The organism is Mesorhizobium sophorae (genome assembly GCF_002270415.1).
Classification (GTDB): domain Bacteria; phylum Pseudomonadota; class Alphaproteobacteria; order Rhizobiales; family Rhizobiaceae; genus Mesorhizobium; species Mesorhizobium sophorae.
Window position 1 is genome coordinate 327490 of the sequence record NZ_NNRI01000012.1, and the last position, 24483, is coordinate 351972.

26 protein-coding genes and 1 pseudogene are annotated in these 24483 nt (G+C 63.0%); 11 read left to right on the top strand and 16 right to left on the bottom strand.

Translation table 11 applies throughout. The features are described 5' to 3' along the window. Window positions 1-38 precede the first annotated feature (38 nt). Complete coding sequence (locus CGZ66_RS18895) at window positions 39-1037, top strand: transporter (RefSeq protein WP_167392165.1); 999 nt, start codon at window positions 39-41, stop codon at window positions 1035-1037. Window positions 1038-1055: 18 nt separating this feature from the next. Here CGZ66_RS18895 and CGZ66_RS18900 read toward each other — a convergent pair whose 3' ends face one another. The 9 genes from CGZ66_RS18900 to cysS all read right to left on the bottom strand — a co-directional run bounded on the left by CGZ66_RS18900 (window position 1056) and on the right by cysS (window position 8803). Continuing rightward, the gene (locus CGZ66_RS18900) at window positions 1056-1757 is read right to left on the bottom strand and encodes a glutathione S-transferase (RefSeq protein WP_095086503.1); all 702 of its coding nucleotides are present in this window, start codon (window positions 1755-1757) and stop codon (window positions 1056-1058) included. 9 nt (window positions 1758-1766) lie between these two features. Further along, complete coding sequence (rarD, locus tag CGZ66_RS18905) at window positions 1767-2684, bottom strand: EamA family transporter RarD (protein ID WP_095086509.1); 918 nt, start codon at window positions 2682-2684, stop codon at window positions 1767-1769. A gap of 83 nt (window positions 2685-2767) precedes the next feature. Further along, window positions 2768-4390: a citramalate synthase gene (gene cimA / locus CGZ66_RS18910; RefSeq protein ID WP_206073727.1), complete on the bottom strand. Its 1623-nt coding sequence runs from the start codon at window positions 4388-4390 to the stop codon at window positions 2768-2770. Further along, the gene (gene pip / locus CGZ66_RS18915; protein WP_095086512.1) at window positions 4387-5343 is read right to left on the bottom strand and encodes a prolyl aminopeptidase; all 957 of its coding nucleotides are present in this window, start codon (window positions 5341-5343) and stop codon (window positions 4387-4389) included. Before pip ends, cimA begins: the two co-directional genes overlap by 4 nt. Beyond that, the gene (locus CGZ66_RS18920) at window positions 5340-5816 is read right to left on the bottom strand and encodes a GFA family protein (RefSeq protein ID WP_095086774.1); all 477 of its coding nucleotides are present in this window, start codon (window positions 5814-5816) and stop codon (window positions 5340-5342) included. The genes pip and CGZ66_RS18920 overlap by 4 nt, the downstream gene beginning before the upstream one ends. Beyond that, window positions 5813-6304 carry a GFA family protein gene (locus CGZ66_RS18925; protein ID WP_095086514.1) on the bottom strand — a complete coding sequence of 164 codons (492 nt, stop codon included), beginning with the start codon at window positions 6302-6304 and terminating at the stop codon, window positions 5813-5815. Before CGZ66_RS18925 ends, CGZ66_RS18920 begins: the two co-directional genes overlap by 4 nt. Before the next feature lie 6 nt (window positions 6305-6310). Then, the gene (locus tag CGZ66_RS18930; protein ID WP_095086517.1) at window positions 6311-6697 is read right to left on the bottom strand and encodes a VOC family protein; all 387 of its coding nucleotides are present in this window, start codon (window positions 6695-6697) and stop codon (window positions 6311-6313) included. Next, window positions 6694-7101 carry an endonuclease domain-containing protein gene (locus CGZ66_RS18935; protein ID WP_095086520.1) on the bottom strand — a complete coding sequence of 136 codons (408 nt, stop codon included), beginning with the start codon at window positions 7099-7101 and terminating at the stop codon, window positions 6694-6696. Before CGZ66_RS18935 ends, CGZ66_RS18930 begins: the two co-directional genes overlap by 4 nt. Before the next feature lie 268 nt (window positions 7102-7369). Then, entirely contained in the window at window positions 7370-8803 is a 1434-nt protein-coding gene (gene cysS / locus CGZ66_RS18940; RefSeq protein ID WP_095086524.1) for a cysteine--tRNA ligase, read from the bottom strand. A 391-nt stretch (window positions 8804-9194) separates the two neighbouring features. Between cysS and CGZ66_RS18945 the strand changes: the two genes are divergently transcribed. Continuing rightward, the gene (locus CGZ66_RS18945; protein WP_095086527.1) at window positions 9195-9350 is read left to right on the top strand and encodes a hypothetical protein; all 156 of its coding nucleotides are present in this window, start codon (window positions 9195-9197) and stop codon (window positions 9348-9350) included. A 72-nt stretch (window positions 9351-9422) separates the two neighbouring features. Here the strand turns inward: CGZ66_RS18945 and CGZ66_RS18950 are convergent. Next, window positions 9423-10185: pseudogene (locus CGZ66_RS18950) on the bottom strand (SOS response-associated peptidase). 111 nt (window positions 10186-10296) lie between these two features. Here CGZ66_RS18950 and CGZ66_RS18955 point away from each other — a divergent pair. The 4 genes from CGZ66_RS18955 to CGZ66_RS18970 all read left to right on the top strand — a co-directional run bounded on the left by CGZ66_RS18955 (window position 10297) and on the right by CGZ66_RS18970 (window position 12648). Continuing rightward, window positions 10297-10752 (top strand): NUDIX hydrolase, encoded by a 456-nt coding sequence (locus CGZ66_RS18955; RefSeq protein ID WP_095086777.1) that lies wholly within the window; start codon window positions 10297-10299, stop codon window positions 10750-10752. Between the two features lie 65 nt (window positions 10753-10817). Continuing rightward, window positions 10818-11195, top strand: a complete 378-nt coding sequence (locus CGZ66_RS18960) for a TIGR02301 family protein (protein ID WP_095086530.1) — start codon at window positions 10818-10820, stop codon at window positions 11193-11195. Window positions 11196-11534: 339 nt separating this feature from the next. Then, window positions 11535-11792 carry a hypothetical protein gene (locus CGZ66_RS18965; protein WP_008874920.1) on the top strand — a complete coding sequence of 86 codons (258 nt, stop codon included), beginning with the start codon at window positions 11535-11537 and terminating at the stop codon, window positions 11790-11792. 70 nt (window positions 11793-11862) lie between these two features. Next, complete coding sequence (locus CGZ66_RS18970; protein WP_167392167.1) at window positions 11863-12648, top strand: hypothetical protein; 786 nt, start codon at window positions 11863-11865, stop codon at window positions 12646-12648. A 33-nt stretch (window positions 12649-12681) separates the two neighbouring features. Here CGZ66_RS18970 and CGZ66_RS18975 read toward each other — a convergent pair whose 3' ends face one another. Then, window positions 12682-14013, bottom strand: coding sequence for a dihydroorotase (locus CGZ66_RS18975; protein WP_245331141.1), 1332 nt, complete (start codon window positions 14011-14013; stop codon window positions 12682-12684). 73 nt (window positions 14014-14086) lie between these two features. Here CGZ66_RS18975 and ygfZ point away from each other — a divergent pair, with 73 nt between their 5' ends. From ygfZ to CGZ66_RS18990, 3 genes are all read left to right on the top strand, one after another. Beyond that, complete coding sequence (gene ygfZ, locus CGZ66_RS18980; protein ID WP_095086536.1) at window positions 14087-14944, top strand: CAF17-like 4Fe-4S cluster assembly/insertion protein YgfZ; 858 nt, start codon at window positions 14087-14089, stop codon at window positions 14942-14944. Then, window positions 14944-15579: an HD domain-containing protein gene (locus tag CGZ66_RS18985; RefSeq protein WP_095086537.1), complete on the top strand. Its 636-nt coding sequence runs from the start codon at window positions 14944-14946 to the stop codon at window positions 15577-15579. Before ygfZ ends, CGZ66_RS18985 begins: the two co-directional genes overlap by 1 nt. 63 nt (window positions 15580-15642) lie before the next feature. Continuing rightward, window positions 15643-17778: a putative bifunctional diguanylate cyclase/phosphodiesterase gene (locus CGZ66_RS18990; protein WP_095086539.1), complete on the top strand. Its 2136-nt coding sequence runs from the start codon at window positions 15643-15645 to the stop codon at window positions 17776-17778. Between the two features lie 14 nt (window positions 17779-17792). Here CGZ66_RS18990 and CGZ66_RS18995 read toward each other — a convergent pair whose 3' ends face one another. Further along, window positions 17793-18710: a LysR family transcriptional regulator gene (locus tag CGZ66_RS18995; RefSeq protein WP_095086783.1), complete on the bottom strand. Its 918-nt coding sequence runs from the start codon at window positions 18708-18710 to the stop codon at window positions 17793-17795. Window positions 18711-18803: 93 nt separating this feature from the next. Between CGZ66_RS18995 and CGZ66_RS19000 the strand changes: the two genes are divergently transcribed. Beyond that, window positions 18804-19559, top strand: coding sequence for an SDR family oxidoreductase (locus CGZ66_RS19000; protein ID WP_095086542.1), 756 nt, complete (start codon window positions 18804-18806; stop codon window positions 19557-19559). Window positions 19560-19615: 56 nt separating this feature from the next. Here the strand turns inward: CGZ66_RS19000 and CGZ66_RS19005 are convergent, their stop codons facing one another. Next, window positions 19616-20506, bottom strand: a complete 891-nt coding sequence (locus CGZ66_RS19005) for a fatty acid desaturase family protein (RefSeq protein ID WP_095086785.1) — start codon at window positions 20504-20506, stop codon at window positions 19616-19618. A 112-nt stretch (window positions 20507-20618) separates the two neighbouring features. Here CGZ66_RS19005 and CGZ66_RS19010 point away from each other — a divergent pair, with 112 nt between their 5' ends. Then, window positions 20619-21551: a LysR substrate-binding domain-containing protein gene (locus tag CGZ66_RS19010; protein ID WP_095086545.1), complete on the top strand. Its 933-nt coding sequence runs from the start codon at window positions 20619-20621 to the stop codon at window positions 21549-21551. Between the two features lie 10 nt (window positions 21552-21561). On the opposite strand, the gene CGZ66_RS19015 is transcribed toward CGZ66_RS19010, so the two are convergent. The 3 genes from CGZ66_RS19015 to CGZ66_RS19025 are packed head-to-tail and all read right to left on the bottom strand — an operon-like array spanning window position 21562 to window position 24418. Further along, entirely contained in the window at window positions 21562-21834 is a 273-nt protein-coding gene (locus CGZ66_RS19015) for a DUF3303 domain-containing protein (protein WP_095086548.1), read from the bottom strand. 17 nt (window positions 21835-21851) lie between these two features. Further along, window positions 21852-23315 carry a RimK family protein gene (locus CGZ66_RS19020; RefSeq protein ID WP_095086551.1) on the bottom strand — a complete coding sequence of 488 codons (1464 nt, stop codon included), beginning with the start codon at window positions 23313-23315 and terminating at the stop codon, window positions 21852-21854. After that, the gene (locus CGZ66_RS19025) at window positions 23312-24418 is read right to left on the bottom strand and encodes a peptidase C39 family protein (protein ID WP_095086554.1); all 1107 of its coding nucleotides are present in this window, start codon (window positions 24416-24418) and stop codon (window positions 23312-23314) included. The genes CGZ66_RS19020 and CGZ66_RS19025 overlap by 4 nt, the downstream gene beginning before the upstream one ends. Window positions 24419-24483 lie beyond the last annotated feature (65 nt).

Genomic DNA, 24483 nt, shown 5'->3' on the forward strand with positions numbered 1-24483 from the left:
CGCGGCGCAATGTCCGAAAACTGCATCTGGTACTGCCCATGGATGTCGCTCTTGCCCCGGAAGGCACCGACCTGTCGCCTTACCTGCCCGACGAGCACGGGCTGTTCTTCATCTATCATTTCACCGCCGATGGCCTGCGCACCAAGAACCCGGCACAGGCGTGCTGGACCTGGCGCAGCTATCAGATCACCGACCTGCATGCACGCCAGGAGATCGGCGCCGAAAAAGCTTTGCCGGGGCCGGTGCGCGACGCCTTCCTTGCCCCCAGCCATGGCTGTCACATCGACTTCGAGGATGGCTGGCTCTATGGCGATCTGCCGGACCTAAAACACGACTTTTCGGAAGCGCGCGGGCTTGTCCATTTCCGCTTTGCCTTCAACGAGACGATGCTGGTCGGCGCTCGCAAGCAGCCGCTGGAATCGGTCGATGCCGTCCGCAAGGCGGTGGAGAATGGATCGCGGAAATTCCGCTCGCCGGCGGAACTGATCGAGGCGGTCACGGGCCAGTCTCTCGACGGCATGTCGGTCGAGCTCGGCAAGCTGGGCGACACGCTCGACGGCATCGAGGACCGCGTCGTGCGCGATGCATGGCACAATGAGCGACAGGCGCTGGTCGAGGCGCGCCGGCAGTTGGTGGTGATCCATCGACAGATGGCGACGATCACCAATCTGTTCCGGCATCTCGACCATTCGCATCGCAACGAGCTGCCTGACCCGATCAACGACATGGCGGCCAGGCTCTCGCAGCGGGCGCATACGCTCTATCATGACGGCGAGCAGTTGCAGGCGCGCACACGGCTGTTGCAGGACGAGTTGATGGCCAAGCTGACCATGCAGTCGAACCAGTTGCTCTATGTACTCTCTGTCATGACGGCGGTGTTGCTGCCGATGACCATCATCTCGGGCCTGTTCGGCATGAATGTCGGCGGGCTGCCCTTGGTCGACACGCCCATGGGTTTCTGGGTGGTGACAGCGGTCTCGGTGTTTATCGCGGCAGCCACCTATCTGTTCGTCAGGCGGCTTGGCCGGGGGCTGTAACCGCAGCCCGGCGACTGTTCATGCCGAAGCGCGAAGATCCTCGATGATGGTCCCGGCGGCACGGATTTCCGCCTCGTGGTCCGGGTCGCGCCAGGTCTCGGCAAGGCCGGCCGCATACCATTCGAGCATCGCCGTCAGATTGAGGAGCTGTGCCGCATAGGCCGCAGCCGCCCCCTCGAAGGTGAGCCCATAGGACTGCACCCGGAACGCCACCGGGGCAAAGAAGGCATCGACGGCGGTAAAATGTGCGCCGGCGAGAAACGGCCCGCCGAAACGGGCAAGGCCATCGTTCCATAGGTCGCCGAGGCGGAAGAGATCCTGCTTCAGCGCATCGGACATCGGGAACGGTTTGACGCGTACGCCGCAACTCATCGGGCACGCGCCGCGCAGTGCGGTGAAACTCGAATGCATTTCGGCGGCAGCCGAGCGCGCCCAGGCGCGCGCCTTGGCCTCAACGGGCCAAACGCCATGGTGACGCTCTGCCAGATACTCGACGATGGCAAGCGAATCCCAGACCGCCCAGCCATCGTCGACCAGGCTGTTGTCTATCAAGCAGGGCACCCGGCCGCTGGGTGAGAAAGGTCGGTAGAGATCCCAGCTCGAACCGGTCGGAAATGGCGTCAGCCGCTCCTCGAACGGAATATCCAGCTCGCGCATGAGCACCCATGGCCGCAGCGACCATGAGGAATAGTTCTTGTTGGCGATGTGCAGCAGGTACATCGAAACTCCTTACCGGATAGAAGCCTTGCGCGCGTTCGTCAGCATCGACCAGGAATAGATCGCCAATGCCGCCCAGATGAGAGCAAAGGCGACGGCCTGGGTGGTGCCGAAAGGCTCGTTGAAGATCAAGACCGCGATCAGGAACACCATGGTCGGCGCGATGTACTGCATGATGCCGATGGTCGAGAGGCGCAGCAGCTTGGCACCGAAGGCGAACAGCAGCAGCGGCACGGATGTGACCGGACCGCAGCCGATCAGCAATGCCGTATCAGCACCGCTGCCGGACACGATGTGGTCCTGCCCGGTCGCGATCAGGTAGGCTATGTAACCGAGGGCCGGCACCGACAGCAAAAGCACTTCGAGCAGGAAGCCCTGGCTGGGGCCGATCGGCAGCGTCTTGCGGAAGAAGCCGTAGGCGGCGAAGGAAAACGCCAGCGCCAGCGACACCCAGGGCAGCTTGCCGCCCTCGATGGTCAGCACCGTGACGGCGACTGCCGCCAGCACCACCGCCGCGATCTGCAACCGGTCGAGACGCTCGCCCAGGAGCAGCGCACCGACGACGACGTTGACCAGTGGGTTGATGTAATAGCCGAGCGCGGTCTCGACGGTGCGGTCGACGGCGATCGCCCAGACATAGATGCCCCAGTTGACCGAAATCAGCGCCGCCGTCAGCGCGGCCATGGCGATGGTGCGGGGTGACCGAAGTGCCGCCTTGAAATCCGCCGTGCGGCCGGCCCAGACCAGCACGGCCGCGGCGATGGGCACCGACCAGACGATACGGTGGGCAATGACTTCGGCGAGCGGCAGGTGGGCGACCGCCTTCATGTAGAAGGGCAGCAATCCCCACAGCAGATAGGCGCCCAGCGCCAAAAGAAAGCCGCGGCGGGCCTTTGAATCGGTGTCCAGGGCAGTTGCTTCAGGGGCCATGGGCCAACGCTATGGCCCAGCCGCCTTGCCAAGACCATCACAAAGTTCTGATGGATCAACGGACTTTCGTTGATGGTTCAACCCTACTCCGCCGCCACCAGCCCGGCCATCTCGCGGTTCTTCATCAGCTTGTAGACGATGGAGTCCATCAGCGCCTGGAACGAAGCGTCGATGATGTTTTCGGAAACGCCGACCGTCCACCAGCGCGCGCCGGTACCATCATGCGATTCGATCAGCACGCGGGTGATCGCCTCCGTGCCGCCATTGAGGATACGCACCTTGAAGTCGGCAAGCTCCATGTCGGCGATCTCGTTCTGGAATTTGCCGAGATCCTTGCGCAGGGCAATGTCGAGCGCGTTGACCGGGCCATGCCCCTCGGCCACCGACATCTTCTCCTCGCCGTCGACCAGCACCTTCACGATCGCCTCGGACACCGTCTTCAACTGGCCGTTGGCGTCGAAGCGGCGCTCGACCATGCAGCGGAACGAGGTGACGTTGAAGAACTCCGGCAGGCCGTGCAGCATCTTGCGCGCCAGAAGTTCGAAGCTGGCGTCAGCCCCTTCATAGGCATAGCCCTCGGCCTCGCGTTCCTTGACCACGGCAATCAGCGCATCGAGCCGGTGGTCGTCCTTAGGCACATCAATCCCGCGCCGCTTCAGCTCGGCGAGGAAATTGGCCTTGCCGCCCTGGTCCGAGACCATGACTCGGCGGCGGTTGCCGACCGCTTCCGGCGGCACGTGCTCATAGGTCGCGGGCTCCTTGGCCAGTGCGGAGGCATGGATGCCGGCCTTGGTGGCGAAGGCCGAGGCGCCGACATAGGGCGCCTGCGCTTCCGGAGCGCGGTTCAGGAGCTCGTCGAAAGCGCGGGAAAGCCTGGAGACGCCGGTCAGGGCTTCCGCCGAAATACCTGTTTCGAAGCGGGAGGAGAAGGCTGGCTTCAGCGCCAAGGTCGGCACGATCGAGATCAGGTTGGCGTTGCCGCAGCGCTCGCCGATGCCGTTGAGCGTTCCCTGGATCTGGCGCACGCCGGCCTCGACCGCGGCCAGCGAATTGGCGACCGCCTGGCCGGTGTCGTCATGGGCATGGATGCCGAGATTGCCGCCGGGGATGCCTGAGCCGATGACCTGCTCGACAATGGCGCGAACTTCCGACGGCTGCGTGCCGCCATTGGTGTCGCACAGCACCACCCACCGCGCGCCGGCATCAAAGGCCGTCTTGGCACAGGCCAGGGCGTAGTCGGGATTGGCCTTGAAGCCATCAAAGAAATGCTCGCAATCGACCATCGCCTCCTTGCCGGCGGCGATCGCCGCCTCGACGGATGCCTTGATGGCGTCGAGGTTCTCCTCGTTGGTGCAGCCGAGCGCGACGCGGACGTGGTAGTCCCAGCTCTTGGCGACGAAGCAGATGGCGTCCGACTTCGATTGCACAAGGGCTGCAAGGCCAGGATCGTTAGACGCCGACACCCCTGCCCGCTTGGTCATGCCGAAGGCGACAAATTTGGCGCGCGCCGTGCGCTTCTCCTGGAAGAAGGCGGTGTCTGTCGGATTGGCGCCGGGATAGCCGCCCTCGACATAGTCGAGGCCGAAAGCGTCGAGCAATTTTGCGATGGCGATCTTGTCCTCGACGGAGAAGTCGATGCCTGGTGTCTGCTGGCCATCGCGCAAGGTGGTGTCGAAGAGGTAGAGGCGCTCGCGGGTCATGGTCATTTGCCCGCAAACTTGTCCGTCGCCCTGATCAACTGACCCAGGATGCCCGACTCCGAATAGGCATGACCGGCGCCCTCGATCAGGTGAAAATCCGCCTTCGGCCAGGCCTTGTGCAGCGCCCAGGCATAGCGCGCCGGGCACGGCATGTCGTAGCGGCCATGCACGATGGTGCCGGGTATATCCCTCAATTTCCAGGCATCGCGCAGCAACTGCCCCTCTTCCAGCCAGCCGGCATGGACGAAATAGTGGTTTTCGATACGGGCAAAGGCGACGGCATAGTCGTCCTGTCCGAAAGGCCCGCTGGTTTCGGGGTCGGGCAAAAGCGTGATCGTCTCGCCTTCCCACAGGCTCCAGGCCCGAGCCGCCTCGATCTGCGCCTTGCGGTCGCTGCCCACCAGCCGCTTGCGGTAAGCCGCCATCATGTCGCCGCGCTCGGCCTCCGGGATCGGCGCCAGGAACCGCTCCCATTTGTCCGGGAACATTTCCGAGACACCGAACTGGTAATACCATTCGAGCTCCGCACGCGTCAGCGTGTAGATGCCACGCACAACCAGTTCGCTGACGCGATCAGGGTGGGTCTCGGCATAGGCAAGCGCCAGGGTCGAGCCCCAGGAACCGCCGAACACCAGCCATTTGTCGAAGCCGGCCATCTCGCGCAGGCGTTCGATATCGGCGACCAGATGCCAGGTCGTGTTGGCTTCCAGGGAGGCGTTGGGCGTCGATTTTCCACAGCCGCGCTGGTCGAACAGGATGACGTCGTAAAGTTTTGGGTCGAACAGCCGCCGGTGTTTTGGCGAGATGGTGCCGCCTGGCCCGCCATGCAGGAACACCGCCGGCTTGGCGCCCCTGGTGCCGGAGCGTTCCCAATAGACCTGATGGCCGTCGCCGACATCGAGCATGCCGGACTCGAACGCCTCGATCTCGGGATAGAGGGTGCGCAGTCGGCTGCTCATAGCTGCAAACCTTTGGTCGGCCAGTCCGCCGTTTCGTGGTCGGGATGCTGGAAGGAGATGATCTGCTCCTGCCGGGCGTAGTAGTCGGGGTCCTGGTGGATGGGCTGGTCGAAGATCGTCTCCACCCAGGGCAGCCGCGCGGCGTAGTTGACCTGGATTTGCGGGGCGAGATCGGAGCGGTCGTCGAAGGCGCCGATGGCGATCTCCAGTCCACCGGGCTGCCGATAGGTCAGCGGCGTGCCGCAGCGGGCGCAGAAGCCACGATCGATGTTGACCGACGACTGGAAATAGCTTGGTTCCTCATGGGTCCATTCGACGCCATCCTGGGGCACCGTCACCAGCGCCCCGAAGAACGAGCCGAACTGCTTCTGGCACATGCGGCAATGGCAAATCGACGGCCGGCCGAGCGCCCCCTTGATGCGGAAGCGCACCGCGCCGCACTGGCAGCCGCCGGTTCGTATTGTCTCGGTCATGATCTTTCCTTCGGCGGCCATTGTTCGGTGTCGTGGTCCGGGTGCTGGTAGGAGACGAGATCGGCCAGATAGGGGGCCGACGACATGTCCGCCATCGTCTCCTCGCCCGGCAATTGCGGGATCGTGTCGACATAGGGCAGCTTTGCCTCGGTGCCCCACTGGATCAGCGGCACGATCTCCGCCGGATTGTCGAACGCGCCGATGGCGAGGCCAACGCCGTCCGGCGCGGTGAAGGTCAGCGGCGTGCCGCAATTGGCGCAAAAGCCACGATCGACATGGCTGGACGAGCGGAAATATTTGGGCTCACCGCGCGTCCAGTCGAGCGTTGCGCCGCGCACCGAAACCAGCGGCGCGTAGAACGAGCCGAACGCCTTCTGGCACATGCGGCAATGGCAGATCGAAGCGTCGCCAAGCGCGCCCTCGACGCGAAAGCGCACCGCGCCGCACTGGCAGCCGCCGGTATAGATCGGTCGGTTGTCGAGGCTCATCGCGGTTCACTCCGGGGCATGGCAGACGGCTTCGACATTGTTGCCGTCGGGATCGAAGACGAAGGCGCCGTAATAATTCGGGTGATAGTGCGGACGCAGGCCCGGCCCGCCATTGTCCTTGCCGCCGGCGGCAAGTGCCGCGGCATGGAAGGCATCGACCTCGGCGCGGCTGCGCGCGGTGAAGGCGACGTGCTGGTGGTCTTTCGGCTTGTCCTTGCCGGAACTCAGCCAGAACACCGGCCGGTCGCGGCCATAGCCGCCGACCTTGGCGCCGCCGGTGTATTCCGGCGGCACCATATACAGCAGCGCAGCGCCCAACGGCGCCATCGCCTTGTCGTAGAAAGCCTTCGAAGCATCGAAATCGGCAACGGTGATACCGAGATGGTCGATCATGGTACGGACTCCCTTGCTGGTTCGCTCGCCAGAATTTCAGCGCCGGCCAGGCCGGCTTCGATCACGATGTGCTGGCAGACATTGTCGATATCGCGAATGACGTCGTCGTTCCAGAAGCGCAGGATGGTCCAGCCGCTGCCCTTCAAAAAGGTGCTGCGTTCTGCATCGCGCTCGACATGCTCAGCATCCGCATGCTGGCTGCCATCAACCTCAACAATCAGCTTTTTGTCCGAGCAGGCAAAATCAACGATGTAGGGTCCGATCGGCACCTGCCGTCGAAAGCTCAATCCCATCAGCCTGTGCGCGCGAAGCTCGTTCCAGAGCTTCAGCTCGGCATCGGTCATCACACGACGCATGGATTTTGCGTTCTTGCGCTGGCGTGGCGGGACGAGGTCGTGACCCATCAGGCGCCCTCGTTTTGAAGGTTGGCGAAATCATGGATGATGGCCAATCTCCCCCCTTGCGGGGGAGATGTCCGGCAGGACAGAGGGGGGTGCTGTCCCTCCAGCCCATCAGCCAATTGTGGCGATGCCGTGAGCTGTTTGTCGATGGGAATGGATTGAGAGGTTGGCGATCCTTCCCACCCCCCTCTGTCCTGCCGGACATCTCCCCCGCAAGGGGGGAGATCGGCTGCCACAGGCGCTTTCGCCAACTTGGTATCCAGCGCCACCCTCACCGCTTCACCTCCCACGTTGTCACGCGCTCTCCGGTGACGGGGTCCTTGCCGTCCTTCAATTGTACGCCTTGTGCCAGCAATTCGTCGCGGATGCGGTCGGCGTCGGCCCAGTTCTTCGACGCGATGAGCGCGAGGCGATTGGCGATCGCCTCGGCAACACCACCTTCATCAATGTCGGCCGAGGCGACATCGAAGCCGAGGAACAGCAGCGACGCCTTCAGCGAAGCCGCCGCTTCGTTGCCGTCCACGGCCTCGCCGGCCAACTGCGTCAGGACCTGGAAGGCGGCGTAGGTGGCGAGATCGTCCGTCAACGCATCGATGACCTCCACCGGCAATTGCCCCGCGGCCGGCGCAAGATCCGCCGCCCGTTTCCATTTGCGCAGCATGTTCTCTGCCTCCTCCAGCTTGCGCACGGAAAAGTCGATCGGTTCGCGATAATGCGTCATCAGCATTGCCAGCCGCAGCACCTCGCCCGGCCATTTGCGGCCGCCAAAAGTCTCCGTCTCCAGCAACTCGTTGATCGAATAGAAATTGCCGAGGCTCTTCGACATCTTCTGGCCTTCGACCTGCAGGAAGCCGTTGTGCATCCAGATATTGGCCATGACGTCGGTGCCATGGGCGCAACGCGACTGGGCGATCTCGTTCTCATGGTGCGGGAAGATCAGGTCAAGGCCGCCGCCATGGATGTCGAAGACCTCGCCGAGATAGGCGGCCGACATCGCCGAGCATTCGATGTGCCAGCCCGGCCGGCCCCTGCCCCACGGGCTGTTCCAGCCCGGCTCCTCCGGTGACGACAACTTCCACAGCACGAAATCTTGCGGGTTTTTCTTGTGCGCGTCGACAGCGATCCGAGCGCCGGCCTGCTGCTCGTCGAGATTGCGCTTCGACAATTGTCCATAGTCCGGCATCGAGGCGGTGTCGAACAGCACTTCACCCGCCGCGACATAGGCATGGCCGCGTCCGATCAGGCTTTGAATCAAGGTGATCATGTCGGCCTTGCCGTCAGCGCGGGGCTCGACGAATTCGGTGGCGCGCGGCTCGACCGTCGGCTCCAGGCAGCCGAGAACGGCCACATCCTTGTGGAACTGGTCTGCCGTCTTTTCGGTGACCCGCCGGATCGCCTCGTTGAGCGAGAGCGCGCCGGAAGCGATCTCGCTGCCGAAGTCCCGCAGGGCGCGCGCGTTGATCTTGTCGTCGACGTCGGTGATGTTGCGCACATAGGTGACGTGCGCCTCGCCATAGAGATGGCGCAGCAAGCGGAACAGCACGTCGAAGACGATCACCGGCCTGGCGTTGCCGATATGGGCAAAGTCGTAGACCGTCGGGCCGCAGACATACATGCGCACATTGCGCGGATCGATCGGGACGAAATCCTCTTTCGTTCGCGTCAGCGTGTTGTAGAGGCGCAGGCCATGCGATGCGTCAGACATTCGTGCCTTCCCGGTTCGTTATGTTTTGACTGAAGCCGGGCGCCCGCCGAGGCGCAAAACAGACTCCAGCCTGCTGGCCGGGGCGTTTGTCCAATCTGGGGAAGATGAGGCGAAAACGTCCGGACCAGCGCGAGGCTAGCCAATAATGCAAATGCCACAAATGGCGAAAGACGTTTTCATGGGCGGCTTTATCGCCTTGGCAGGTGTTGCCGTCAAGTCGCTACTTTCGGCAAAAACGTCGTTGGATCACAGGTAAAGGCGCGCCGAAACATTTTATTAAACATGTCGGCACAGTGATGAAACATTCGTCGACTAGTTCAGCAGGCGTCACGATTTGGTCAGAATCGGCCATCAAACGGCAGACACGAAAATGTTACCTGGGAAGAGAGACATGCCCCGAACCAAGCAGGAATCCAACCGCGCCAAGCAACCGGCGCTTGCCAGCCACTACCGCGCCATCGGCCCGGCAGCGATCGTCGCCGCCCTTCTCCATACCGCGAAGAAGAAAAAGCCGGCGCAGAAGATCGTATCGCCTCGCGCTGCCTGAACTGGTGCGCGACCGGCCCGGAGGGGCCGGCGACATAGCGCTGACATGTGCCTCCAAAGCCGACTTGCGCCTCTAAAACAGTGTCATCTGACTATCGTCCGCGCCGGGCTTCTGGCGCCTGAACCTTCTCGGGCTCCGGCCCGATCTCGCCCCTCTCCTGAATCTCCGGTCCGGTGTTGACGACCTTGTTGACGAGGTCGGACACGGGAATTGCTTCGAAAAAATCAGGCTGCGCCGGCCGCAACAGGTCGGCGACATCGCGCTGCTCGAGCGTGCGGCAATCCAGCCAACGGGCAAAGTCGCTGGGATCGATCACCACCGGCATACGGTCGTGGATGTGGGCGATGTCGGCATTGGCATTGACGGTCAGGATGGCGCCGGTGTCCATTTCCGAACCGCCCGGCTCGGCATAGGTCTCGATCAATCCGGCAAAGGCGACCACTCCGCCATGCCGGGGCCGTATCCAATAAGGTTGCCCCTTCTTGCCCCTGGTTTGCCGCCACTCGTAAAAGCCGGATGCCGGCACCAGCGCACGACGATGGCGCATGGCGGCCTTGAACGAGGCCTTTTCGGCGGCCCCTTCCGAGCGTGCATTGAACAGCAGCGGAAACTCCCTGGTGTCCTTCACCCAGATCGGGATCAGCCCCCAGCGCACCAGCATCGGCTGGCGGTCCGGCAGATTGGAGCCCGGCGCCCGCGGAGCACCGGCGATCGCCACCAGGATCGGCTGCGTCGGCGCGATGTTGTAGCGCGCCGGGAAATCCTCAAGCCCCGCCACGCCCAGAAAGGCGGCGGTCCGATCCGGTGTCGCGGTCAAGGCAAAACGTCCGCACATGGTCGACTGGTACCCTTCGGCTGGTTCAGCTTGAAAGTGGCGATGGAACCGGCGTTGCGCAATCGCCAAAGCTTCCCCATGCTGGGCGGTCCACAACAGACCTGCCTTCAGATGAGCCTGATCGGGAATCCATGGAACGAAGCGCGCAAGACACTTCCGGCCGTCTCGGTGGCCGTCGTGCGCGGCGACACCGTGCTCCTGGTCAAGCGGGCGCGGCAGCCATCGCAAGGGCTCTATGCCTTTCCGGGCGGCAAGGTCGAGGCCGGCGAGACGCTGGAGGCCGCGGCAAAGCGCGAACTGTTGGAAGAAACCGGCTTGCACGCCACCGAATACCGGCCGCTTCGGGAAATCCACATCGACGGCAGGGATGACGCCCACCCGGTCGATTACCTTCTGACGGTGTTCGGAGCCGCCTATGCCGGCGGCGAGGCCGTGGCCAGCGACGACGCCGTGACAGCCGCCTTCTATACGCTCAGCGAGATGGCAGGGCTGCCACTTGCCGGCTCGGTCCTTGCCGTCGCCCAAGACCTGTTGGGCCTAGGCGCAGACGTCGGGCTGCACCCCTGAAAATCGCCTTGCGGGCGACAAATTGTTTCGCCACAAAGACTTATGCTATTTGGCCAAGAGAGCTTATGAACCGTCCATCCCTGCTCCTCGCCGTATGTCTGGCCGTTAGCTCGGCCGTCTCGACGCGGCCGGCGCTCAGTGCCGAATCGCCGTTCGAGCCCGGGCTGATGCGGCTGGCGGAAGTTCTGGGATCGCTGCATTTCCTGCGCAATTTGTGCGGTGAGAAAGGCGACCAGTGGCGTGTCGAGATGCAGAAGCTGCTCGATTCGGAAAATCCGGACGCCGAGCGGCGCGCCCGCTTCATCGCCAGCTTCAATCGCGGCTACCGCTCGTTCGGCGGCACCTACACGCAGTGCACCCCCTCGGCCACCGAAGCCATCAGCCGCTATATGAAGGAAGGCGAGACGCTGTCGCGCGACATCGCCTCGCGTTATGGCAACTAGGCATTCCGAACTGTCCATCCACAGATATTCGGACCTCCGACTTGTGTCAGGTGACATCTTGGTGCAATCCTCGTGTGGCACTTCTGCAACAGTCTTAATGAAACCTTACCGCGCGAATGCGGAATTAACTCAAACTGAAGGTTTTCGCCCCGCAGGCCGCCCTAATCGGCTAAGTTTGGCCTGAGTTGAACGCAGCTTCGCGCAAGGCAATCGGGCTCCGTAAAAAACGATCAAAAGAATGTCGTATTTACAAATACTTAATTGACCCTGCGTGTGAAATGAACAGATCAAGCCTGATCCGCATCGACGGATCGCCGCTTGAAAGGGTGGACATCGCATATGGAACATGGTGTCAACGACATCGACGCGCTGGTCAGGGAAGAGAAGCGCCTGACCGCCGTGGAAAGCCACAGCGAAGCCTGGGCGGAAGGTCTCTCCGCCGGTATAGAGCCCGAGATCATTGCCGAGGCAGCGCTCGAGACGGCCTTCGGCGAGATGTTGCGTGCCAATGGTGAGACCTCGGCCCTTGCCCTGCTCGACCGTATGCGTGAAAAGGTGATTGCTGGCGCCTTCGAACCTGAACGGCTGCGGCACTGAACCGACATCCGGTTCTTTGACGGCAGAATGCCGCTCGGGCGTCATGCCCGGAAGCAGGGAGAAACGGGCAGTGAGTTTTTCGATGTCAGGCAAGCCGGTTGGCTTGGTCCTCTACATCTGCTTCGCCGCTGGCTGTGCCGCGATTCCCCTGGTTCTCGTCAGCAGCCCCGCTTATGCGCTGAGCGAGATCAAGCGCGAAGAGCTCCCCGCACCCGTCACGCCGCCGGCGGACGACGACATGTCGCCACCGGGAAGCACAGTGCCAATGCCCGACCCGGTCGGAACGCCGCCTCCAACCAGCAAGCCGGCCGGCCCTGACGAAGCCGAGCCGGACAGCCCGCCGAGCGGCGGCGGCGTAACCAGGCCGCGCGTCGATCCGGAAACCCCAGTGCCCGAGGTCGTCTACGATCTCGGCAAGCTGCCGGAACCGGTACGGCGCATGCACGACCTGATCGTCGAAGCCTGCAAAAGCGGCGACATCGAAAAGCTGCGGCCTTTGATCGGCACGGGCGACAGCACGACACAATTGTCGCTGACCGATATAGACGGCGACGCCATCGCCTTCCTCAAGGGTCTTTCCGGCGACCCGGACGGCCAGGAGATCCTGGCCATCCTGGAAGAGGTGCTCAATGCCGGCTACGTCCACCTCGATGCCGGCAAGCCGGAAGAACTCTATGTGTGGCCGTATTTCTTCGCGCTGCCACTGGACAAGCTCGACGCCAAGCAACGGGTCGAACTGTTCAAGATCGTCACCGCCGGCGATTTCGACGACATGAAGCAGTTCGGCGCCTACATCTTCTACCGCGTCGGCATCACGCCCACCGGACAGTGGACATTCTTCGTCGCCGGCGATTGAGCCTTTTTGGCCCGCCTTGCGGGAGGTTGGAGCCTAGCGAGGCAATGCCTCGGAAAACTCCACCGCCCTGCCCTGGCCCGGTGCCACGATCTCGCCTTCCCACATGACGCGGCGGCCGCGAATGACGGTGCCGACCGGCCAGCCGGTGACTTGCTTGCCATCATAGGGCGTCCAGCCGGCTTTCGAGCCGGCCTGCGCGTTGGTTATAGTCTCACGCCGCTTCATGTCGACGACGGTGAAATCGGCGTCGTAGCCGGCGGCGATGCGGCCCTTTCTCGCCATGCCGAAAATGCGCTGCGGACCGTGGCTGGACAGGTCGACAAAGCGCTGCAGCGTCAGCCGGCCGGCGTTGACATGGTCGAGCATGATCGGCACCAGCGTCTGCACACCGGTCATCCCCGACGGCGAGGCCGGATAGGGTTTGGCTTTTTCGGCCAGTGTGTGCGGGGCGTGGTCGGAGCCGAGCACGTCGACGATGCCTTGCGCAATGCCATGCCAGACGCCATCGCGGTGTCTGATGTCGCGCACCGGCGGATTCATCTGGATCAGCATGCCGAGCCGCGCGTAATCGTCAGCCGACAGGGTCAGGTGATGTGGCGTCGCCTCGCAGGTCGCGACATCCTTGTGCTGCTGGAGGAACAGGATCTCCTCGGCCGTCGAGATGTGCAGGACATGGATGCGGGCGCGAACAGTGCGTGCGATGCGCACCAGCCGCTCGGTGCAGCGCAAGGCGGCGATCTCATCGCGCCAGATCGGGTGCGATGACGGGTCGCCTTCGATGCGTTCGCCCTGACGCTCGCGCAGCCGGAATTCGTCCTCGGAGTGAAAGGCGGCGCGGCGGCGGGTATTCCTCAGGATCGAAGCGACGCCTTCATCGTCCTCGACCAGGAGGTCGCCGGTGGAGGAGCCCATGAAAACCTTGATCCCGGCCGCACCCGGCAGTCGCTCGAGCTCGCCGACGTCTTTCGCATTCTCGCGGGTGCCGCCAACCCAGAAGGCAAAATCGCAGTGCATGCGACCGCTGCCGCGGCGGACCTTGTCGGCAAGCGCTGCCTCGCTGGTGGTCAGCGGATTGGTGTTGGGCATCTCGAACACGGCGGTGACGCCGCCCAGCACCGCCGCCCGCGAACCCGTCTCCAGATCTTCCTTGTGCTCCAGCCCCGGCTCGCGGAAATGCACCTGGCTGTCGACGACACCCGGCAGGATGTGCAGGCCGCGGCAGTCGATCGTCTCGCCGGCCGGGGCCTGGCCGAGATCGCCGATGGCAGCGATGCGGCCGTCCTTCACACCGACGTCGCGAGCCCCTTCGCCGTCATGGTTGACCACAGTGCCGCCTGTCAGGATGAGGTCGTAGGTCATGGCCATGCTCTCTTGCGGGGGGAGTGCCAGCGGCTTACGTAAAGGCCGACCGTTTTGCAAGATCAGGCTGCTTTCGCCAATGCCCTTTGCCCAACTCAAAGACCGTGCGCTCATCTCCGTCTCGGGCCCTGATGCCGAGCATTTCTTGCAGAACATCCTGACCACCGATCTCGACGTCTTGACACGCGGCCAAGCAAAACCGGGCGCGCTGCTTTCGCCGCAAGGCAAGATCCTGTTCGATTTCCTGATCTCGCGGGCCGGCGAGAATGCATTCAGGCTCGAATGCCGGGCCGACATTTCAGATGATTTCGTACGCCGGCTGACGCTCTACAAGCTGCGCGCCAGGGTCGAGATTGCCAAAGCCGATCAGGCGCTTGTCACCGTCGCATGGGGAGATGAGTCAACGCCCTCACAATCTGATTCAACGGCGGCCGACACGCGCTTTGCGAACGGCGCAGTCACGCGTTGCTATGGCCAAGCGGATGAGCAGAGCGACCTTGCCGCATGGCAGGCCTCCCGCATCGCCAGCGGCATTGCCGAAAGCGGCAGCGACTACCAACTTGGAGACGCCTTCCCGCACGACGTGCTGCTGGACGAAACCGGCGGCGTCGGTTTCAAGAAGGGGTGCTATGTCGGCCAGGAGGTTGTCTCGCGCATGCAGCACCGCGGTACGGCCAGGCGGCGCGTGCTGATCGTCCAGGCCGGACTTCCCCTGCCCGCCGCGGGCACCGAACTGACCGTCGAGGGGCGGCCGGTCGGCACGCTCGGCTCGAACGCCGGCACGACTGGGCTCGCCATTGCCCGCATCGACAGGGTCAAGGCGGCGCTCGACGCCGGCCAGCCGATCATGGCGGGCGACGTGCCGGTTGCCGTGACCATCCCCGCCTGGGCGAAGTTCAGCTTTCCGCAGGAAGCCGTCAGCGCGGAGGAGGCCTGATGGCGGCCGATCGCGTCGGCGCGCCGCCACGCGCCTGGCAGCGCATGCTGTCCGGCCGCCGGCTCGACCTGCTCGACCCCTCACCACTCGACATCGAGATTTCGGACATCGCGCATGGGCTCGCCCGCGTTGCCCGCTGGAACGGCCAGACCAGAGGCGAGCACGCGTTCTCGGTCGCCCAGCACTCGCTGCTGGTCGAGGCGCTGTTTTGCGACCTGGTGCCTGCGGCTTCGGCCGACGCCCGGCTGGCGGCGCTGCTGCACGACGCCCCCGAATATGTCATCGGCGACATGATCTCGCCGTTCAAATCGGTGATGGGCGGCAGCTACAAGGACTGTGAATTGCGATTGCAGCGCGCCATCCATCTGCGCTTCTCGCTGCCGCCGGAACCAGCTGCTGCGCTGCGCAAGGAGATCAAGCGCGCCGACCAGATCGCCGCCTATTTCGAAGCAACGCTGCTTGCCGGTTTTTCGACCGCCGAGGCGACCGAATTCTTCGGCCGTCCGCGCGGCTTCAACGCCGATCGCTTCGATTTCACGCCACGCTCCGTCACCTCAGCGCAAAATGCGTTCCTGAAGCGCTTTTCGGCGATCGAGAAGTCGCGCCACCAGGTTCCGGCACCCGTGATCGGCTGAAAAACGCTAAATTAACCGGCGGCGACCACACTAGCCCGTTCGATCACGATCCGCAGGCGCCTTATGCCCGTCGCTGATGCCAAGGATGGTTCGACCGTCCCGGAACCGGGGGCCGAAGGCACGGATCGGCCGCGCTCCATTGAAGACGAACTGCGCGAACAGAACGAACGCTTTTCGGCTGCGGTCGAGAACATGTCGCATGGGCTGTGCATGTTCGACGCCGACGAGCGCATGATTATTTGCAACGTCAACTACATCAACATCTTCTGCCTCGACCCCAAGGTGATGCGGCCCGGCATCCGGTTCCTCGACATCCTGCGCCACAGCGTCGACATCGGCATCGCCTCGCAAAGCGCCGAAGAACTCTACGCCATCCGCAAACCCTATATCGACCGGGCGAAAGCCTCGACCTACGAGGAGACGCTGTCGGACGGTCGTATCATCAACATCTCGCATCGCCCGCTGGCTTCGGGCGGTTGGGTCTCCATCTACGAGGACATCACCGAACAGCGACGCGCAGAGCGGGATCTCAAGGAGCAGCACCGCCGCTTCGACGCAGCACTTGCCAACATGTCGCAAGGCCTGCTGATGTATGACGCCGACGGCAGGCTGATCGTGCGCAACCAACGCATTCTGGAGCTCTATGGTGTCAGCGAGGCAGACCTTCCGCTGGGCATGGGTCTGCGCGAACTCCTTGAGCGGCTTGTACGCCTGGGTGTCTATCCGCCCATCGATATCGATGGCGAGGTCCTCAAAACTGAAGCCCGCCTGCAGATCGGCCAGACGCGATCGACCCCTCGTCAGCTTGCCGACGGACGAACGCTGATGATCGCGCGTCGGCCGATGAGTGGTGGCGGCTGGGTCGCCACGTTCGACGACGTCACCGAAAGCAGGCTGGTCGAGGAGCGCATGACCCATCTTGCGCATCACGACACGCTGACCGGACTGCCCAACCGTTCGATGCTTCGCGAACGGCTCGACCAGGCGCTGGAGGATGCGACTTCACCGCTGGCGATCTTCTCTCTCGATCTCGACCGCTTCAAGGCGATCAACGACACCTTGGGGCATCCGGCCGGCGACTGGCTGCTGAAAAGCGTGGCCGAGAGGCTGCGGCGTTGCCTGCGCGATGAAACAGACATCGTCGCCCGTTTCGGCGGTGACGAGTTCGTCATCATCCAGTCCAACTTCAAAGACCTTGCCGACGCGGAAAAACTGGCGAAACGCATCGTCGAGGCGATCGCACAACCGTTTCGCGACAAGAGCCGGGAGATGCATGTCGGCATCAGCCTTGGCATCGCCGTTTTCCCCAACGACGGCAGGGATGCCGATACGCTGCTGAAGAACGCCGACACGGCGCTGTACCGGGCGAAGAGCGAAGGACGCAATCTGTACCGATTCTTCGAGCCAGCAATGGACGCCACGGTGCAGGCGCGCCGGGCGCTTGAGGTCGACCTTGAGACAGCGTTGCCGCGCCACGAATTCGATCTCGATTTCCAGCCCATCATGAACATAGAATCCGGCGGGATCGTCGGCGCGGAAGCCTTGATGCGCTGGCATTCGCCGACACGCGGCACGGTGGCGCCGGACAACTTCATTCCCGTCGCCGAAGAAACCGGGCTGATCGTGCCGCTTGGCGAGTGGGCATTGAGGAAAGCCTGCGTGGCGGCGGCAAGTTGGCCTTCCCTGCGCATTGCGGTCAATGTCTCGGCCGTGCAGCTCAAAAGTGGCGGCTTTGCTCGCAGCGTCATCTCGGCGCTGGCCTTCTCCGGCGTCCCGGCCAGCCGGCTGGAACTGGAAATCACCGAAACCGTGCTGATGGACGAAAGCGAGACTGTGCTGAAGACGTTGCGTCAATTGCGAGGGCTGGGCATCCGCATTGCGCTCGACGATTTCGGCACCGGCTATTCCTCGCTCGGCTATCTCCGGCGTTTTCCCGTCGACAAGATCAAGATCGACCGTTCGTTCATTCGCGACATCGGCAATCGCGACACAGCGGCGATCGTTCGAACCATCATCGGGCTGGGCGCCGAGCTCGGCATCACGGTCACCGCCGAGGGTGTCGAGACCGAGACGCAGCTCAACATTCTGCGCGCCAATGGCTGTGTCGAAGCGCAGGGCTATCTGATCGGGTTGCCGTCAAGGGCGGCGGATATTCAGCGCCTGCTGAGACCGACCGCGGCCTTCGGGCAATCCGGTTAAACCGGCGCTGCCCGCTATTTCGGCACTGGCCAACTTGGCTGCGACAGATGCGCGGCCATGAAACCGGCGACGGCTTCGACCTTGGCGGGGCGCGAGCGTGCCGACGGCGTGACGAAATACAGCGCGCCCCTCGGCAAAGTCCAGTCGGTCAGGATCGCTTCCAGGCGCCCATCGGCAAGGTATTCGCCGGCAATGAATTCCGGCAGCTCGGCAATCGCCATTCCGGCCAGCACTGTTGGAACCAGCGCGTCAGAATTGGTCACCCGCAATGGCCCGGAGGGCGTGACGGCCTCGCTGTCACCCGCGGCATTGCTGAAATGCCAGACGTCCTGCCGAGGACGATAGGCATAGCCAAGGCAATGATGCGCGTCGAGGTCGCGTGGCCTGCCTGGACGGCCATACCGGGCGAGATAGGTCGGTGCCGCGACGATGAACGGAGCAATGCTGCACAGGCGCCGCGCAACCAGCGAGGAATCCGGCAGGACGGCAATCCGGAGTGCTGCATCGAACCCATCACCGACCAGGTCGACGACCGCATCGCTCAGATGCATATCGATCGACACGTCGGGGTAGAGTTTGAAGAAATCAGGAAGCAACGGCGCAACGCACCGCAGCCCAAACGACATCGGCACGGCCAGACGTACAAGGCCGCGCGGACTGGCCGACAGCTCGCGTGCCGCATTCTCGGCATCCTCCGCGTCACGGTAGAGGCGCGACGCCCGCTCGGCGAGACGATGACCGAAATCCGTGAGGGCGAGACGCCGCGATGTGCGGTTGAAAAGCCGCGCGCCAAGCCGCTCCTCCAGTCGGCTGACGCCACGCGATACTGTCGCCACCGACAGGCCAAGCACGCGCGCGGCGGCAGCAAAGGACCGCTCCTCCGCGACTTTGGCGAAAATGGCCAATCCTTCGAAGTCCGGAACTTTCGACATCACCATTCCTGCAACGATTGTTTGCAAACATTGCTATTTCGAAAACAACCACCTGTCCATATCTCTCTGTCACCCACAACAGGAGTGACGAAAATGACGCGGAAACTCGAAGGAAAGATCGCCGTGGTTACCGGCGGCAGCAGCGGCATCGGCCTTGGCATCGCCAAGCGCTTCGCCTCTGAAGGCGCCCATGTCTACATCACTGGACGGCGCCAGGCCGAGATCGACAAGGCCGTCGCGGCAATCGGGAAGAACGCCACCGGCATCCAGGCCGACTCGACCAGTTTCGCCGATCTCGACCGACTCTATTCCCAAGTGAAAGCGCAAAGCGGCCGGATCGACGTGCTCTCGGTCAATGCTGGCGGTGGTTCCATGCTGCCGCTCGGGCAGATCAGCGAACAGCACTATGATGAAACATTCGACCGCAACGTCAAAGCCGTGCTGTTCACCGTGCAGAAGGCGCTTGGATTGCTGGTGGACGGTGCATCGGTGATCCTGACTGGTTCGACCGCCGGCTCAACTGGCGCGGCGGCGTTCAGCGTCTATGGCGCGTCGAAGGCGGCCCTGCGCAATTTTGCCCGCAGCTGGATTCTCGACCTGAAGGAGCGGCAGATCCGCGTCAACATCCTCAGTCCCGGTCCGACCCGTACAACGGGTCTCGCCGAGCTTGCCGGACCTGAGGCCGAACACCAGAAGGGTTTGCTCGATTTCCTTGCCAACCAGGTGCCAATGGGCCGGCTCGGCGATCCCGATGAGATCGGCAAGGCGGCCGTGTTCCTGGCCTCGGACGATTCCAGCTTTGTCACCGGCGCCGAGCTGTTCGTCGACGGTGGTATTGCGCAAATCTAGCCGTCGTACCGGTCGCGTCCTCAAGCAGGGCGCGACCGGTATGCAACCGCGCAGCATCAGCGCAATGTCTCGATGTATTTTTCGTGGAAGCTGACATAGCCCGGTTCGACAATCTTCAGATGCCGCTCGATCAGCGCATGAAACTCCGGCAGTTGATGAAACGGCACGCCGGGATAGGCATGATGCTCGGCATGGAACGGCATGTTCCACGCCAGCTTGCGCACCAGCCAGTTGGTCAGCGTGGTCCTGGTGTTCTCCAGCATGTTGGCGACGAATGGACAACGGCCATGCTCGGCCAGGAGATAGAGCCGCAGAAACGGCTGCCCGAGCAAGGCCGGCACGATCCAGACGTAGAGAAGCACCGTAAGCCGGAAATAGACGGCCAGCAGAATGACCACGGCATAGAAGGCAAGCATGGCTCGCGCCTCGACGCGGACCTTGGCGTAGCCTTTTGGCGGCACATAGCCTTCCCGGCCGCGGCCCATCGCATTGCCACAAAGCGTCTTGAGGTGCCCCCACCACACCGGGATGCCGGAGACATGGACGAGGTATTGCCTCCATGTCTCAGGTTTGGGGAAAGCCAGTTCCGGATCATTGTCCGGGTCCTGGGTGTATCGATGGTGGGCGAAATGGAAATAGCGGAACCAGTCCGCAGGCAGCCCGATCGCCAGGCTGCACACCCGCGCCACGGCATCGTTCAGCCACTGCGTTTCGAAGGCCGTGCGATGCACCGTCTCGTGCAGCAGAGTGAACAGGAAGACGATCAGGATGCCTTGCGGCAGCATCAGCAGCGGCCAGAACGGAACCCTGGCGGCGATCAGCGATCCGATGATGATGATCGCACCCCAATGAGCACCAAGCTGGACAAGACCCGCGACGTCGGATTTGGCGGTCAGGCGATTGCGCTCTTGCTGCGTCAACGATGCAATTACGTCGCGATGGTCCACTGGCGTCATCCGGAGTTCGAAAAATGTCGACGCCCATCGTATTCAACAAGAAAGCTTTCTGAAAACGAGGAATTATGCGATTTAGATAAGGTCATCTTATCTATCGGGCAGCATGATCGCTTTTCCATCCTTGCGCGGACTCCAGGCTTTCGAAGCGGCGGCGCGTTCCGGCAGCTTTGCCGCGGCAGCCCAGGAGCTGTCCATCTCGGCTGCCGCGGTCAGCCAGCTGATCCGGACCATCGAAGACCAGATGGGCCGCAAGCTGTTCAACCGGGTCAACCGCCGCGTCGTCCTCACCGACGCCGGCAGGGAAATACTGCCTCGGCTGACAACGGCATTCGGTGAGATCGGCAGCGTGTCACGCGAACTGGGCGGCGCCGAGTTCCGCTCCCGGCTCGTCGTGTCAGTCCCGCCATCCATGGCGATGGGCTGGTTGTCGTCGCGTCTGGCGGGCTTTGTCGCGGCCCACGGCGCTGTCGACATATCGCTCAGAGGCGAAGACGACCCGGTATCGTTCGACCGCGACCTGATCGACATCCGCCTTTCCTATGGCCGTTCGCACTATCGCGAGCAGGCAACGGAAGACATCGCCAGGGATGCCGTCTACCCCGTTTGCGTCCCTGATCTCGTCGCGACGAACAGATCTCTGGACGCCACCGCCCTCGCCGGCCTGCCGCTGATCCACACCGACTGGGGCCCAACGGGCGCGTCGTTCCCGTCCTGGCGCAACTGGTTCGAGGCAATGGGCATCGAGCCTGGCCGGGCAGCGCAACGCGGCCTTTCGGCGAATTCGTCACGGGCCGCCCTTGATCTTGCCATTTCCGGCCTTGGCGTGGCGCTGGCGCAAGGGGTCTACTGTGCCGAAGCGCTGGAAGACGGCCGGCTGGTCAGGCCGCTGGCCCAGGCGCTGGAACTGCGCCAGCCTTATTGCCTGACAATCCCCGAACGCAGCGCAAGACGCGATGTGGTGGCGGCATTTCGCCAGTGGCTGATCGAGGAATGCGTGCGCACGGTCAAATCGCCGGCGCTGACCGAGGGCCGTTGACGGCCGCCGCTCAGAGGTGCCCGCTCAATGCCTCCACCATGTCCTTGTTCGTCGCCACGGGAACGATCTCGAACTCCACCAGATCCGCCCATTCGATGACCCAGCGCTGCAGCAGCGTGACGTCATCGGCCTCCACCAGCAGGAAGCATCGGCTCATATCCGCCGCGATCCAGCTATGGTGCACGAGCAACTGGTCCGGCTTCAGACGGCCGCGATCGCTGAAGCGACGGTAGATATCCTTGCGATCGCAACCGCGAAAGTCCTCGATCACGACGAACAGCATATCCACCCCCGATCAAATTAGCGCCCCGGCCGGTCCAGCCGCTCCAGGAACCACTGCGTCAGCCGTACCCAGACCTCGTCCTTTTCGCCGGAATCTTCCCAGCCATGGTCGAGGTTCGGATTGTCGTTGACCTCGATGACGAAGACGCCATCCTTGGTTTCCTTGAGGTCGACGCCATAGAGCCCGTCACCGATGCAGCGCGCCGCCTTCACCGCCGTCTCGACGACATGCGCCGGGGTTTCCTTCAGTGTGAAGGTCTTGATGCCGCCCTGGTCGGGTTTGCCGTTGGCCTTGTGGTTGACGATCTGCCAGTGCTTCTTGGCCATCAGATAGTGGACGGCAAACAGGGGCTGGCCCCCGAGCACGCCGACACGCCAGTCATACTCGGTCGGAATGAATTTCTGCGCGATCAGAAGATCGGAATCCTCAAGCCATTCCGTGGCGAGCGTCTTCAACTCCTCGAAGTCAGCGCATTTCTTGACGCCGCGCGAGAACGACGAATCAGGGATCTTCAACACCAGCGGAAAGCCGAGCGTCTGCGACGCCAGTTCGAGATCCGAGCTGCCGGCGATCATCACCGTCGGCGGCACCGGCACCTTGTTGTAGGCCATCAGCTCGTTGAGATAGACCTTGTTGGTGCAGCGGATCATCGACAGTGGATCGTCGATCACCGGCATGCCTTCCTGCTGGGCACGGCGGGCGAAACGATAGGTGTGGTTGGAAATAGAGGTGGTCTCGCGGATGAACAGCGCGTCGTAGTTGGCGAGCTTGGCGAGGTCCCGCTTGGTGATCGGCTCGATTTCGACGCCCATCTTTTCGGCGATCTTGGCCCAGTAGCGCAGCGACGAGATCTCCGACGGCGGCAATTCCTCATGCGGATCGACCAGCGTGGCGAAGGTGTAGCGCGCCGGCGTGCGGCCCTTGGTGTCGCGCCACTCGCGGTTGGTGTAGGTCTCCAGGCACTGGATGAAGCTTTTTTCTTCATCCTCGGTCATCCGCGCCAGCGGATGGAAGCCGATCTTGCGGATCGAAGCCCATTCGGCGCTGTCCTTGATGTGGACTTCGAGTGCCGGTGCGCGGAACCAGTCGAACAACAGCTTGGCGAACCGGTCCCAGATTTTCGACGGGCCGATGCCGAAGAAGATGCAGACCTTGGTTGGAAAGGCGCCGCCGAGATCCTTCCGGCATTTGTTGAGTGCCAGTTCCAGTTCCGGCAACGCATGTTCGTAGAGCTTGCGCTCCGACAGGTCGATCATCGTCTCGACGGTCGGAATGACCTTGTGGCCGCGTGAGCCCGCCAGCAGCGAGGCGTAGTAGCCGCGGCTCTGGTAGCCGTAATTGTTCGACAGGTTGATGACCTTCGGCCGCTGGCCGCGAAACAGCGACGGATGCGCAAGATAGTCACGGTTGGTGATGATCTTGTGCGGTGTCGCCACCTGGTCGAGATCGCTCTGCCGGCCGGTAAGGATGACCCAGGTCATTGTCTGTCGCGCTTTCCCAGAGTGATGGCGGCACGCAGTCCGTCGCGGCCGAACTGCGCCATGTTCATGAAGATGCCGTAGGGCACGGGAATGTTGGCGGCATCAAGGATGGTCTCCTGTCTTTCGTCCTCGACCCATGGATCGTGGATCAGGATATGGTCGCCGTCATCGCCGATCGCCAGCACCCAGTGCGGCACCTTCTTGCCGAACATAAGGAAACCGCTGATCAGCACCAGCACCAGTTTACCCTCCGCGATCGCGGCGCGAATGTCGTCGATGGTGAATGGACGGTAATTCACCGGGATGCCGTAAAGTTCCGCGCGGCGGCGAAAGTCGACCTGGGCCAGCTCCATCACCCGGCGCTTGTCCTCGCTGCGCACCGACTGCAGGAACAGCGCGCCATAGAACGAAACATAGATCTCCGCCGCGAGCCCGCTTTCGTAGCCCGAGACAGCGAGGCCGAACGGTTCGCAGCCACCGGGTCCCGACATCATGAAGACAGTCGTCGCCTCGCGCCACAGTCGGATTTCCATGACCGGATCCGGCACGAAGCCGCGATCGAAATTGGCCATCGCCATCATCAGGCAGCATGGGCCGCAGGTGAATTCGCAGGTCTGCTGGTAGAATGGCACCTTGGTGGCGATCGGAATGTCGCCGCGCAAGGTCTTTTCATAGCGAAGCGCTGTCTCGCCGTCCTCGTAGTAGCCGGATTCGCGGCCGATCTTGCGATAGCCGGCCTGCTCATAGATGCGGAAGGCCCGGCTGTTGTCTTCGCGCACCTCGAGACGCAGCATCATGCGGCCGTGCTCGAAGGCGACCTCTTCCGCTGATCCGAGCAGCATGCGGCCAACACCCAGTCCCCCGAAGAAGGGACCGGTGGCGATCGAGTAGAGACGTGCCACGCCGCTGCCCTTGCGAAACAGCACGATCGCATAGCCGGCCACGCGGCCATCGATTTCAGCGACCAGCGTCTCGGCGGTTTCGCGCTCGATGAACAGGCGGAAGGAGCGGCGGGAAATACGGTCGCTTTGGAAAACAGCTTTCTCGATGGCGGCGAGATCATCGACGTCAGACGCGCGGGCCGTGCGGATCTCGGCAGGCATGCGGGTTGAGAAAACCTCGATTGGTGGTGGGAAATGCCCTACTGGAAAACGTTCAAGACATCAGT